At 50.1% G+C, this 13,258-nt stretch carries 14 protein-coding genes; 3 read left to right on the top strand and 11 right to left on the bottom strand.

The genetic code is table 11. The features are described from left to right. Nucleotides 1-9 precede the first annotated feature (9 nt). Nucleotides 10-234 carry an ATP synthase F0 subunit C gene (gene atpE / locus PG862_RS09260; RefSeq protein WP_022359062.1) on the bottom strand — a complete coding sequence of 75 codons (225 nt, stop codon included), beginning with the start codon at nt 232-234 and terminating at the stop codon, nt 10-12. Nucleotides 235-273: 39 nt separating this feature from the next. Further along, the gene (locus PG862_RS09255) at nt 274-951 is read right to left on the bottom strand and encodes a F0F1 ATP synthase subunit A (protein ID WP_107000520.1); all 678 of its coding nucleotides are present in this window, start codon (nt 949-951) and stop codon (nt 274-276) included. A 383-nt stretch (nt 952-1,334) separates the two neighbouring features. Here PG862_RS09255 and PG862_RS09250 point away from each other — a divergent pair, with 383 nt between their 5' ends. Next, a complete protein-coding gene (locus tag PG862_RS09250) occupies nt 1,335-2,279 on the top strand; it encodes a LysR family transcriptional regulator (protein ID WP_270707210.1) in 945 nt (314 codons plus the stop codon). A 68-nt stretch (nt 2,280-2,347) separates the two neighbouring features. Here the strand turns inward: PG862_RS09250 and PG862_RS09245 are convergent, their stop codons facing one another. Then, nucleotides 2,348-3,064 (bottom strand): Crp/Fnr family transcriptional regulator, encoded by a 717-nt coding sequence (locus PG862_RS09245; protein WP_022359065.1) that lies wholly within the window; start codon nt 3,062-3,064, stop codon nt 2,348-2,350. A 193-nt stretch (nt 3,065-3,257) separates the two neighbouring features. Between PG862_RS09245 and PG862_RS09240 the strand changes: the two genes are divergently transcribed. Next, a complete protein-coding gene (locus PG862_RS09240; RefSeq protein ID WP_270707208.1) occupies nt 3,258-5,204 on the top strand; it encodes an SUV3 family DEAD/DEAH box RNA helicase in 1,947 nt (648 codons plus the stop codon). A 9-nt stretch (nt 5,205-5,213) separates the two neighbouring features. On the opposite strand, the gene PG862_RS09235 is transcribed toward PG862_RS09240, so the two are convergent. After that, nucleotides 5,214-5,531 carry an EamA family transporter gene (locus tag PG862_RS09235; RefSeq protein ID WP_270707206.1) on the bottom strand — a complete coding sequence of 106 codons (318 nt, stop codon included), beginning with the start codon at nt 5,529-5,531 and terminating at the stop codon, nt 5,214-5,216. 165 nt (nt 5,532-5,696) lie between these two features. On the opposite strand from PG862_RS09235, the gene PG862_RS09230 reads away from it, so the two are divergent. After that, complete coding sequence (locus PG862_RS09230; RefSeq protein ID WP_270707204.1) at nt 5,697-7,064, top strand: NAD(P)/FAD-dependent oxidoreductase; 1,368 nt, start codon at nt 5,697-5,699, stop codon at nt 7,062-7,064. Between the two features lie 130 nt (nt 7,065-7,194). Here the strand turns inward: PG862_RS09230 and PG862_RS09225 are convergent, their stop codons facing one another. The 7 genes from PG862_RS09225 to PG862_RS09195 all read right to left on the bottom strand — a co-directional run bounded on the left by PG862_RS09225 (nt 7,195) and on the right by PG862_RS09195 (nt 13,236). Then, on the bottom strand, nt 7,195-7,557 hold the full coding sequence (locus PG862_RS09225) for an MGMT family protein (protein ID WP_022359068.1): 363 nt from the start codon (nt 7,555-7,557) through the stop codon (nt 7,195-7,197). A 2-nt stretch (nt 7,558-7,559) separates the two neighbouring features. Further along, the gene (locus PG862_RS09220) at nt 7,560-9,317 is read right to left on the bottom strand and encodes a SulP family inorganic anion transporter (RefSeq protein WP_117796187.1); all 1,758 of its coding nucleotides are present in this window, start codon (nt 9,315-9,317) and stop codon (nt 7,560-7,562) included. Nucleotides 9,318-9,549: 232 nt separating this feature from the next. After that, entirely contained in the window at nt 9,550-11,160 is a 1,611-nt protein-coding gene (locus tag PG862_RS09215; RefSeq protein WP_006773196.1) for a recombinase family protein, read from the bottom strand. A gap of 111 nt (nt 11,161-11,271) precedes the next feature. Next, complete coding sequence (locus PG862_RS09210; protein WP_118736848.1) at nt 11,272-11,460, bottom strand: transposon-encoded TnpW family protein; 189 nt, start codon at nt 11,458-11,460, stop codon at nt 11,272-11,274. A 12-nt stretch (nt 11,461-11,472) separates the two neighbouring features. Continuing rightward, nucleotides 11,473-12,312 (bottom strand): ATP-binding protein, encoded by an 840-nt coding sequence (locus PG862_RS09205; protein WP_118760167.1) that lies wholly within the window; start codon nt 12,310-12,312, stop codon nt 11,473-11,475. Then, complete coding sequence (locus tag PG862_RS09200; RefSeq protein WP_270707203.1) at nt 12,309-13,052, bottom strand: phage replisome organizer N-terminal domain-containing protein; 744 nt, start codon at nt 13,050-13,052, stop codon at nt 12,309-12,311. Before PG862_RS09200 ends, PG862_RS09205 begins: the two co-directional genes overlap by 4 nt. Further along, nucleotides 13,042-13,236, bottom strand: a complete 195-nt coding sequence (locus PG862_RS09195) for a hypothetical protein (RefSeq protein WP_005932484.1) — start codon at nt 13,234-13,236, stop codon at nt 13,042-13,044. Before PG862_RS09195 ends, PG862_RS09200 begins: the two co-directional genes overlap by 11 nt. Between the last annotated feature and the right edge of the window lie 22 nt (nt 13,237-13,258).

Below are 13,258 nucleotides of genomic sequence, written 5' to 3'. Positions count from 1 at the left end.
TCTATCGTATCAGCTTAAAAGAATAATAATCAAAAGGGCAATAACGAAACCATAAATAGCAGTTGCCTCGGCAAGTGCCGCACCTAACAATAGAATCTTTGTGATTTTTCCCTCTGCCTCTGGCTGTCTTGCGACTGCCTCAGTCGCCTTAGATGTGGCGATTCCGATACCAATTCCGGCTCCTGCGCCTGCAAGAACTGCCAGACCTGCTCCGATTGCAATGATTGTACCCATAATAAAGTCTCCTTTTTGTAATTTTCTATTTCTCTTCTATTACTCGATTGATTCCTTGATAAAAAGCCCTGTCAGAAAGACAAATACATACGCCTGAATCAGACCGTCAAAAATATCAAAGTAAGCGCTGAACAATACCGGAAGCCCTACCGGAAGGATGTATTCAATCAATTTCATGATGACGAACGCGCCCAGCACGTTTCCGAACAGTCGCATACACAGCGACAACGGTTTGATAAATACCTCCATGATATTGATCGGTGTCACGATGGCGATCGGCTCTGTAAAGCTCTTTAACCATCCTTTTAAACCTTTGACCCGAATCCCTGCTGTCTCAATCAGCACAATACTCATCAGCGCCAGTGCTGCCGTGACGTTCAAATCCTTGGTTGGCGGCTTGAATCCCAGTATACCAAGCAGGTTCGCCACGCCCAGATACATCAGCACGGATGTCAGATACGGCGCATAGCCTTTTCCTTCCTCTCCGAGGATTCCCTCGCCAATGCCCTGCAGCCACGTAACAGCGTTCTCCAGAAGGAGCTGTCCGCGTCCGGGATGTTCAACTTTCAGACCGTGCGTCACAATCAGTGAAACCACGAGCACCACTGCCATCATGATCCATGTAACCACAACGGATTCTGATATGCCGATCCCGCCAATTGTAAAGGCTGTCTCACAGTTCAATTCCTTGATCAGGGTCGCACCCAGATCTCCCATACTGTCACTTCCTCTCTCCGGGTTGTTCTCCCGCGGCTGCCCCGGCTATTTTTCTTTCATTTCCCGATGCCGCCACGTGTTCTAGTTACTGTTCACGCATACGTGCCCAGTAACGTTTTCTCCTGTGTCTCCACATTCTTCCCGTCTGTTCCCGATCTTACTCCCGGAAATACAAATGGTAAAATTATATTTTTTTCCTATATCCATAGATAAAATGAATGGTGATAGTTATTGGTAATCGTTATTGTGGCTGGACATTTCTGGAAAAATACGATAAAGTGTGACTATATTTGGTAAATACACGTACAGATATAAAATCAGATAAACACTGTTTCAATCAGGCAGAAACAGTCCGACATACAGAAAGGATTTCAACTACATACATGGACATCAGTTTCGACTACTACAAGGTTTTCTATGAGGTGGCTCGATGCCAGAATATTACCCAGGCGGCTTTGAATCTCTGCCTCACGCAGCCAACCGTAACAAAATACATTCATAATTTAGAAGATATGCTTCAGTGCAAACTTTTCAACCGCTCCCAAAAAGGCGTGACCCTGACCGATGAAGGGCGGATCCTGTTCCGCCAGATCAACCGTCCCTGCCAGCAGATGGGACGAGCGGAAGAGCTTTTAAAAGAATACACGAACAGTCAGAGCGGCAAGGTTTCGATCGGTGCGAGCGAGCTGACAATGCGCTTCTTTCTGCTTCCTTATATTGAACAATTCCAGCAGCGTTTTCCGAATGTGACCGTGCAGATTCATTCCAACTCTGCGCCGATCACCGCTTCTTCCTTAAAGGCCGGGGAAAATGACTTTGCCGTCATCATTTCTCCGATCCACGAGATCATGAAGGATCTGGATCTGGTTCACGTGATGCCGGTTGCCGAGTTCCAGGACATCGTCATCGCCGGAAACCGTTTTTCCGAGCTGCAAAACCGCACACTCTCTCTCGAAGAGCTCTGTATGCACCCACTTGTCAGCATGGAGTCCGGCACAACGACGCGGCTTTTTTGGGACAATCTCTTTGAGGAACAGGGGCTGGATCTGCGCCCGAGCATCGAAGTTTCTTCCAACGACCTGATCGCCCCGACCGTATCCCACAATCTGGGAATCGGCTTTGTTCCCTCGGAATTTGCCCGGAACTACCTGATCAACTACCGCGTGTTCCAGCTTCACCTAAATATCCCTATCCCGAAGCGCCAGATCCTCGTCCTGCAAAACCCGATGCGCCCGCTGACGCCGGCGGCACAGGCATTTCTAGATATGCTGAAACAGCCGGTGCAGGAAAGTATAGGGAATGGACAGCCGGTCTTGTTACACCCATAGGGATTTTCACTAAAAATACCCTGTCGGTCGGATTTTAATGCTCCTGACAGGGTATTTTTGTTTGTAATCTACAAGCTTCTAACCTCTTCATATAAATGAAAGTGATTTTTTCTAAATTCCAGAAGCCCTTCCCGCTGCATTTTCCCCAGCTCTGCCGACAGCGCCGACCGGTCCACACCCAGATAGTCGGCGAGCTGCTGGCGATTGAATGGGATATCAAATCTCTCGCTCTCATTTTTTACCGCCTGATCGGAGAGATACGACAGAAGCCGTCCCCGGATGGATTTCGACGATGTATTGAAGATCCGGCGGGACAGCTGCAAGTTTTTCTGCGCCGAGATTGCAAGCAGGTTGCGGATAAGCTGCGTGTGATGTCCGCAAGAATTGGGACACTGCGACAGCATTTTTCCAACATTTAAAAACAGCACTTCCGTCACCTCCGCTGCAAACACATCGACCAGCAGCTTTTCCCCCGGCACGCACGCATATGTCTCCGCAAAAATCTGTCCCGGTTCTACCCGGTCCAGAATGCTGCGGTTGCCCCACAGATCATCGTTGACAATCATCACACTTCCGTGCATCACCACACCCAGAGATGTGACTGTATTCCCCGCGCGATAAATCATTTCTTCTTTTTCATAACTGCGTTCCTCCGCCCCCAGACAGGACAGCATCTCCCCGATTCCGGATTCGCCCGCGCCTCGAAACAGGGGGCTGCGGCTTAGAAGCTGCATTTCGAAAGGAGTTAAATTCAGGCTGGCGCCCGTTTTATAGTTTGATGCCATATAGATGTTGACCTTTCTGTTTTAACTAAGTGTTCTTATTATATCAAATATTTTTATATTTTTCTGCAATCTGATTTCCCGTTCTTGCACATCCATGCAACTTCTGCGATAATAGAAACATTCCTATATCAAATGAAGCTTTAAACCAGAAGATTTATCGGACAGGATATTTACATAAAGAGGAGACGTTCAAATGCTCGAGCCAAATCAGCTTCTTCAGACATATATCCGCCAATATCAGGCGGCAAGCAAGAAAAAACGAAAGACCAGTTCCCGCCCCCGCGATCTGAACGAGCGGACGAACCGGCTGTTAAAAACATTGAAACGCACCAAACCGACGCAGGTCACCAGCCTCTCGCTGGAGGAATGGCACCGCCAGATCAAAAATCTGGCTTATTTTGCGTACCGTTCGCACAACGATGCTGTCACAAAGCTCATTGAAAGCAGCCTGCTGCCACAGCTTATCCGCCTGGATGAGGCAATGTTTCTGCCCGCCCAGCGCGATGATATTTCCATGGATTTTCTGAATTATCTGGAAACAGAACTGGATGGTCAGCTCTGTACGCAGACACTTCTGGAACTTTACCAGATCTATAAGCGCTACGTCATCCAGTATAAAATCATGGATCTCGTCCCATCCCGTCCAGAGCTGGAATTTCCGGAAACTATGGCGATGAACCGCCGTTTCATTCTCCACATCGGACCGACCAACAGCGGCAAGACATTTCACGCGCTGGAACGCTTAAAAACAGCAAAAACGGGCACTTACCTCGGTCCGCTGCGCCTTCTGGCACTTGAGGTATATGAAAAAATGCACGACTGCGGCGTCCCCAGCACCATGCTGACCGGTCAGGAGTGTATCGCCGACGATGACAGCCGGATCACAGCTTCGACGATCGAGATGGCAGATTTCTCAGAGGAATACGATATTGCCGTGATTGATGAGGCGCAGCTGACCGCCGATCCAGACCGCGGGCATTGCTGGACAAAGGCGATTCTGGGGCTGAAAGCCCACGAAATCCATGTCTGCATGAGTCCCGCCGCTGAATCTGCTGTCACACACCTGATCCATCTATGCGGCGACAGCCTTGCCATCTGCCGGTATCAGCGCAAAACTGCACTCATCTGTGAGGACACGCCATTTTCCTTCCCGGAAAGTGTTCTTCCCGGCGATGCACTCGTCGTATTTTCCAAAAAATCCGTGCTGGATGTGGCGGGACGTCTGGAAGAAGAAGGTATCAAGGCAAGTGTTATATACGGAAGCCTGCCGCCGGAGATCCGTCGCCGCCAGATGCAGCTTTTTACCAGCGGCAAAACCAAGGTGGTCGTCGCCACCGACGCGATCGGCATGGGACTCAACCTGCCTGTCCGGCGTATCGTATTTGTCCAGACTCAGAAATTTGACGGCACCACCCGGCGCGGTCTGTCCGTACCGGAGATCAAGCAGATCGCCGGACGCGCCGGACGCTTCGGACTCTTTGACACCGGCTACGTCAATGCGATGGGGCAGGAATCCCTCGATTATATCCGGGAACAGCTTACTCAGGAGGAGGAACCGATCGAAAAAGTCAGCCTCGGTTTCCCGCAGATTCTCCTCGATCTGGACGAGCCGCTGGACGTTATCATCAAAGTCTGGAAATCCGTTGAGCCGACGCCTCCGTTTGAAAAGGTCAGCGTCGATGAGATTTTAAGCCTTTATGCGCAGGCAGAACGCCACAGAGACGATATCTACGGATTCGATGACAAACGGATTCTCTACCGCATGATCAGCTGTCCCATCGATATCAAGGATCATCAGGTTGTCCTGCAATGGCTGCGCTACTGCAAGGATTACCCGGCGGACAAACGCCTGAAACACCCGGACAAAGGCGCCGGTTCCAAGCTGGGGCTGCAGAAATACGAAACGTATTACCGCAAGCTCGACCTCTACTACCAGTTCTCCCACCGTTTTGACAAGATCATCGACGAGGACTGGCTCGAACAGGAACGCAGCCGCACTGAGGGTACGATCATGCGGTATTTGTCCAAGGGCAAAAAAAGCTACATCGCCCGCTGCCAGCGCTGCGGACGGATACTGCCGGTTGGATATCCGTTTAAGATTTGTGAGCCGTGTTTTCATCACAGTTCCATTATCGATTAGCCCCTGATTTTACCGTTTTATTTTCCGGCTGTTCAACACCACCAATGCTGTGAAAATCAAAAGAATGCCCAGCACATTTTCAACCCGCAGCATTTCTCCAAATACCACAATCCCAGCCACAGCTGCCACCATCGGCTCAGCAAACGCCAGAACCGAAGCTTTTCCTGCCTCCATCTGGCGGAGTCCCAGTGTGTAGCTTACAAACGGAAAAAAGGTAGATACAAGCCCCAGCGCCAGCCCTTTGCCAAGAAGCGCCGGAGAGGTCATCAAGCTCGAAAACACCTCCGGTAATTTTACAAAGGGAATCAGGGTGATGGTTACAGCCATAAAAAAAGCTTTATTCTGAGGTGATGATATGATAACGGAAGATGCCATGACGACATGGGGGATACTGTTTCGGGGCAGCGCATGACGTACTGCCTCTTTTTTCGAATTTATGCTATAATACAGAAAGAGGGAATTAAATTTCAGGAAAATAAGGAGAATTTCAATATGTATGATGTGTTAATTATCGGCGCCGGTCCCGGCGGTATCTTTTCTGCCTATGAGCTGATGGAACGTAAACCGGATTTAAAGATCGCTGTTTTTGAGGTAGGACATCCGCTGGAGCACCGTAAATGTCCCATTGATGGTGATAAAATCAAGTCCTGTATTCACTGCAAATGCTGCTCCATCATGAGCGGATTCGGCGGCGCCGGTGCATTTTCTGATGGAAAATACAACATTACCAATGATTTCGGAGGTACTCTCTATGAGTATATCGGAAAGAAGACGGCCATTGAATTGATGAAATACGTAGATGGAATCAACCTCCGCTTTGGCGGGGAGGGAACGAAGCTGTATTCCACTGCAGGAACAAAGTTCAAGAAAACCTGCATGCAGCATGGTCTGCATCTTCTGGATGCTTCGGTTCGCCATCTGGGTACGGATATTAATTATGTTGTTCTGGAGCACCTCTATGATCATCTGAAGGATAAGGTAGATTTCTATTTTGACTGTGCCATCGAAACCGTGGAGAAGACCGAGAAGGGTTACAAGGTTTACAGCGATGATACAACCTTTGAGGGTACGAAATGCATCATTTCCGCCGGACGGAGCGGCAGTAAGTGGATGCAGAAGGTATGCAGGGATCTGGATATCCATACGAATTCCAACCGCGTGGATCTGGGTGTCCGGGTTGAGCTGCCGGCTGAAATCTTTTCGGATCTTACAGATGAACTCTATGAGAGCAAGATCGTGTATCGCACGGAAAAATACGAGGATTACGTGCGCACCTTCTGTATGAATCCCAAGGGAGCTGTGGTAAATGAAAATACCAACGGCATCGTAACGGTAAATGGCCACAGCTACGAGGATCCTACAAAGCAGACCCATAACACGAACTTTGCCCTCCTGGTGGCGAAACATTTTTCAGAGCCCTTCAAGAATTCCAATGAATATGGAGAGAGTATTGCAAAACTCAGCAACATGCTGGGCGGTGGTGTAATTGTGCAGCGTTTTGGAGACCTGATCCGCGGAAAAAGAAGCACACAGCAGAGAATCAATGAATCTTTTACGGTTCCAACCCTCAATGCGGCAGCCGGTGATCTGAGTCTGGTTCTCCCGAAGCGGATTCTGGACGGTATTATCGAGATGATTTATGCCCTGGATAAGGTAGCACCGGGTACGGCGAATGATGACACCCTTCTCTATGGAGTGGAGGTAAAATTCTACAACATGGAGGTGGAAGTGGATCACAACCTGATGACCTGTCATGATGGACTCTACGTCATCGGTGACGGCAGCGGTATTACCCATTCCCTTTCCCATGCATCTGCCAGCGGTGTCTATGTGGCACGGCAAATCGCGGAGGCAATTTAATAATAAACGGTCAGAAATGTCTATTAAAAATGGATAAGATGCAGCCCCTATCGTCTGCCATCTTATCCATCTCATTTCACTTCTTTCGCTTACCAACATCTCATTCAGATGCATTTTCCTTGATTCCCACTCAGATCCCCAACTTCCGAAACAACGCATACAATTCTTCTGCCTCGTCCATCGAAGGTTTCCATCCATATTGTTTCAAATCGACGCGGTCGCCGTCCTCGGTGGAGTCCACCCGTATTCCATCCTGTTCCAGCAGTTTTTTCTGCTGTCCCGGATAGTCGAATGCCGCCGCGCCGCTTAGAAAGCCCTTGGAATTAATCACCCTGAATGCCGGGACATCGCCCAGGCGGTTGGTGCGGAGTGCATATCCCACCTGGCGGGAATGGCGCGGCGCACCGCACAGGAGCGCGACCTGACCGTAAGTCGTCACGCAGCCGTCCGGAATGCGCCTAAATACTTCTTCCATTCTCCGATAGATGTCCATAATTATTTCCCCAGCACCTCGTCCGCATGATCAAGTGCTGCCTCGATATTCGGGCAGAAATGATCGCGTCCGATCATATCCACAAATCCTGCCTTCTCCATCACGTGCATCGGCTGCTCGTTGACATGGGACAAAATCAATGTAACGCCGTTCTTCTGGCAGCGCTCATAGAGGGCAACCATCGAATTCATCGCTGTACTGTCAACCGCCGGAACGGCACGCATACGAAGAACCAGGCATTTCGTCTCCTCGCGGGTTTCAATCTGGTTGATGCGGTCTGCTGCACCGAAGAACAGCGGTCCCGTAATCTCATAAACAGCCAGTTCTCTCGGAATCTCCCGCAAACGTGCCTGTTCTTTCATGGCTGCTTCTTCATCTTCTGCAGCTGCCGCTAAGAGCTGTGCCTCTTCCACTGAAAGCTCTTTTCCGGCTTTTTTCGCTTTTCTTACTTCCTGCTCTTTGCGCTTCTGCTCCTCTACTTCTTCGACATAGAGCCAGCTTCTGACACCCGTCTCATCGCTCATCCGCTTCATAAACAGCAGGCAGGATAACAGCATACCGATCTCGATCGCTACAACCAGATCGAAGATAACGGTTAAGAAGAAGGTCATCACCAGAACCGCAATATCACTCTTCGGAGCCGTCTTGGTCAGACGGACGAAGGTTCTCCACTGACACATATTGTAGGCAACCATAAACAGGATTGCCGCGATGGTCGGCATCGGGATCCAGCTTGCACACGGCATCAGAACTACCAGAATCAGAAGCAGGACAACCGCATGAACCATGCCTGCAACCGGGGTACGGCCGCCATTTTTGACATTGGCTGCGGTACGCGCGATCGCGCCCGTCGCCGGAATACCGCCAAACAGGGCGGAAATAATATTACCCGCGCCCTGTGCCACCAGCTCCGTGTTGGAACGGTGTTTTCCGCCGATCATGCCGTCCGCTACCACGCAGGAAAGCAGAGACTCAATCGCCGCCAGAACTGCAATCGTAAACGCATCCGACAGGGAACCCTGAATCACATCGTAGCTAAACACCGGCAGACGGAACGCCGGAAGCTTGTTGCTGACCGTGTAAAGGTCGCCGATCGTATTCACATGCAGCGGCAGGAATTTTACCATTAAAATACCTGCAATAACCGCTACCAGCGATCCCGGAATTTTTTCCGTGATCATCGGCATCACGATCAGAATCGCCAGACACACCACGCCGACGATGATCGCATGCAGGTTGACACTTCCGAATCCAGCCGCGAACGCTTTCAGCTTCTGCATCGTCTCGATCGTCTCCATGCCTGCCGGATAGGTTACGCCAAAGAAATCCTTCAACTGACCGATGACGATCGTCACCGCGATACCGGAGGTAAAGCCGGTCGTGATTGTAAACGGAATAAACTTAATCAGTGAACCAAAATGGCAGAATCCCATGATAACCAGGATGATACCTGCCATGATCGTCGCAACTGCCAGTCCTTCCACGCCGCTCTTCGCCACGATACCTGCCACGATCGTTGCAAATGCCGCCGTTGGACCTGCAATCTGTACCTGGCTGCCGCCTAAAAATGAGATCACAAATCCGGCTGCAATCGCCGTGTAGATACCCTGTTCCGGACCTACACCCGAAGCCAGCGCCAGCGCGATCGAAAGCGGCAGCGCGATGATAGCTACGATGATACCCGCTACCACATCTGACATCAGCTGTGCGCCGGAATACTTCTTCAATGTTGTAAACAACATTGGACGTATTTTTTCCATACCTCAAACTCTCCCTTTTTCTTCCCAATTTAAATAAAAAGTAATTGCCAGCCCTAAAAAGGACCGACAATTACCTATTATACAGCAAAATAAGGGTGTGTCCAGTTTTTTCGAAGTTTTAACACAGGAATGCTTCCGACTTTACTGATGTGCGATAAAGAAGTAATAGAAGTGTAAAAAATTTTGCCGTTCCTATCCAGCACTTGCGCATTGTGTCGGACAGGTCGGGCGGTTATTCGGGCAAGTCCACCTTGCCAACAAAAGAATAATAAATCTCAATGTCCTGCCTACGGGTCTTGTTCTCGTCATAGCTGCACTCATGCACAACAATTTTCTCTACAAACTCCCGCAACAGAGTAGGGGTAAGTTCTTCAAAGCTGGTATGCCGCCGGACAACATTCATAAACTTTTCTGCGTTCACGGTGGCTTCCTGTGCTTTGGAAAGCTCCGCTTGGATAGCAGCGGCTCTTTCTTTCAGCTCCCGTTGTTCTGCTTCATAGTCTGCCGACAGCTCTGTGAAACGCTCGTCTGATATGCGCCCGGTCACGCTGTCCTCATACAGCCGCTTGAAGATAGCGGATAACTCGGCTATGCGTTTCTCGGTGGCTTCCAGCTCCTTTTTCTTGGCGGCGTTCCTGCGCTTGCCCCCGTCCTCGTTCTGCTCAATCAAGAGCTTCATAAACCGAGCTTCATGCTTTGCCGCATAGCTTGTCACTTTCCGCAGATTGGAGAGTACGCCAGCGGTCAAGAGGTCGGTGCGGATAAAGTGCGCCGTACAGTCATGGGTGCGTTTCTTGTAGTTGCCGCAGATATAACAGTCCTGCTTGCGCTTGTCCGTCTGGTATCGCTGCTGATACATGACACTGCCGCAGTCCGCACAGAACAGTATGCCGGAGAACAAGCCCACTTCATCATAGCGGTTGGGGCGTTTGCGCTGCTTGCGAAGTTCCTGCACCCGTTCCCATGTCTGGGTGTCTATGATAGGCTCGTGGTGGTTCTCGAAAATCACTTGCTTTTCCAGGGGATTTTCTACACTGTGCTTGACTTTGTAAGAGAGCTTTTCTGTCTTGAAGTTTACCAGACAGCCTGTGTATTCCCGGTTTTCAAGGATATGCACAACGGTATTGGTCGCCCACTTGCACTCATAGCCGGGGTGGTAGCGGCGGGTGCTGCCCGTCCTACGGTATTCCAGCGTCCCCGGCGTGGGGATTTGCTGCTCTGTGAGCATACGGGCTATCTTAGTCGGACCGTTCCCGGCAAGGCAGAGGTTGTATATCTGCTTGACTACGGGTGCAGCTTCCTCGTCAATAATGAAATTTTCGTCCTCGTCCATGAGGTAGCCATACACAGGCTTGCTTGTGATGGGCTTGCCACTCATGCCTTTTGAGCGTTTTACTGCTTTGATTTTCTTGCTCGTATCTCTCACCAGCCATTCGTTAAAGATATTCCGCAGCGGGGCAAAGTCATTGTCGCCCTGTGCGCTGTCCACTCCGTCATTGATAGCGATGAAGCGGACACCTTTCTGTGGGAAAATCATTTCCGTGTACATTCCCACTTGCAGGTAGTTTCGCCCTAACCTCGACATATCCTTTACGATAACTGTCCCGACTTTTCCGGCTTCAATGTCCGCAAGCATGGCTTGAAAACCGGGTCTTTGAAAGTTCGCACCAGAATAACCGTCGTCCGTGTACCAGCGCAGATTGGAAAAGCCGTTCTGCTTTGCATAGGTTTCAAGAATACGCTTCTGGTTGGAAATGGAATTGCTCTCGCCTTGCAGCTCGTCCTCATGGGAAAGTCTTGGGTAAAGGGCGGTAATTGGTTGTTGGTTGGTCTGTCTTAACATAAAATCCTCCGTTTCCGACAGCCAGCCCCACTATTCCGTACCTTGATTGTACCACATGGGGCGGCTGTCTGTATAGCGACAAAAGCGTCAAATCTGCTTCTTTATGGTCGGTCAAATCGCTGTTTTTTGTGTGGCAGCTTCCGCTTCCAGCACTTTCATCATCTTGTCGGCTGCGGTATCGGTTGCGCCCTGCTTGAAGAAGCCGGAAACGGTAAGGACGGAGTTGCCCATGCGGATTTCCGTCACACAGTCCGGGCGGCGGTCGGTGCGGTCATTGTTATTCTGTTTGTTTTCTGTCATAGGCAACTCCTTTCACTTCAACAGTTCTTTTAGTCCATTGAGCTTGGCTTGTGCCGTTTCCTTTCGGAAGTTCTCGCCTGTAAAGAGGATAGGCAGACACATTTCAAGCACTCGGTCATAGATACGGGCGTGGGCGGTGTCCTGTGGATTCTGCAGTTCCGTAAGGCTTAGATTGGTGGTGACAATCAGCGGCTTTCGGCTGCGGTATCGGCTGTCAATTACATTGTAGACCTGTTCCAAACCGTACTCTGTGCCACGCTCCATACCAAAATCATCAAGTATCAGCAGAGGGAAACGGCAAAGACGCTCGATATATTCGTTTCGCCCCTCAAAGCTGGCAGTTAAATCATTCAGTATCGCAGAAAAGTTTGACATGCGGACGGAGATTTCCTGTTCCATAAGGGCATTGGCAATGCACCCGGCAAAATAGCTTTTTCCTGTGCCTACCTTGCCCCACAAGAGCAGACCATAGTTGTTTTCTCTCATCTGCTCCCAATGCTCCACATATAAATGTGCCTTGCTCATCTGCGGGCATTTGCCGTTGTCATGTGCAAAAGTCCATTCCTGCATGGTGAGGTCGGTAAAGCCCCGGCGTTTCAGTTCCATAACGGTGTCAAGGTGTCGTCTGCGTTCCTCGGCGGATTCACATTCCAAACGCTTCTCCCGTTGGCAGTCACATTCTGTCGGGTGCTTGTCATGCCCCAACCATGCGGCGGTTTCTTTGGGAAAGTAGGCTTCTTTCGCCGTGCGGCACTTGCCGCAGTAAAGCAGACCGTCCTCGCCCGTGTAGTCCTCCGGCTCTGCGGTAGTAGTCATCATATTCAAAACGGTATCGGTAAAAAGTTCAGTCATAAACTCTCGCCCTCCTTAAAGGTGTAATCGGGTATGCCTTTTTTCGGCGGTTTCTTGGCTTCGTCCTCCTGCGCCCACTTGTATATCGTGGCTGCATGACTGCGGTATTTCGTTCCTTTGGACGCTATATGAGTAGATAAGCGGTCAATATAATACTCCCATTTGTCGGGCAGTTCCGCTTTCAGCTCGTCCAGTTCCGTATCGGAAAGAAAAACATTGTTGTATCTGCCATAGCTGCGGGCGGGGGCTTGTCCCGTTTCTAACTCTCTCTCTTTTTCTATCTCTATATCTATCTCTTTCTTTATCTCTATCTCTGGTGGACGAATGTCGGACAAATGTCCGCCGTTTGTCCGGGGTGGTGGCAAAGCCTTGTTTGCAAGCCTTGCCGCCCGTTTTCGTTCCGCTTCGGTAGAGGATTGCCCTATCATCAGTTCAATATCGGTCATGTAGAGCAAGCCGCCGTGTAGCTGCTCCACAAGCCCCAACTGCTGAAAAATCCCTAACGCCCGTTCCACCGTGCCTACCTGCTGACGGGTAAGAGTGGCGATCATCTGTGCTGTGTAAGGGATATTCTCGTCAAGCTGCAACTTGACGCCGTTTTTCAGCGATTTTAAGTGCAGCTTCAAGAGAATGTTGGAATAGAGAATACCGTCCGGCATACTCTCCAACAGCACGATAGCGTCATCATCAAAATAGCTTTCTTTCAGTTTGAGGTAGTAATATTTGCGGTTATCTGCCATAGGCGGTGTCCTCCTTTGGTTTCCAACGCTTGGAGTAATACCGGTGGCAGAGGATAATCACGGCTCGGAAACTCTGCTTGCAATCGTGGGTGCAGCCCCGGCAAAGGTCGTTATAGGTAATTCGGTTTCGGTGGTTGAGGAAAAAGCTCCATTCAAGCCGCCGTTTGTTGCTCATGCGTGGCATTGGTACGCTCCTTTCTGCCGTT

The sequence above is a fragment of the Clostridium fessum genome, assembly GCF_027698965.1.
GTDB classification, from domain to species: Bacteria; Bacillota; Clostridia; order Lachnospirales; family Lachnospiraceae; genus Otoolea; species Otoolea fessa.
This window is presented reverse-complemented; position numbering and strand designations above follow the sequence as displayed.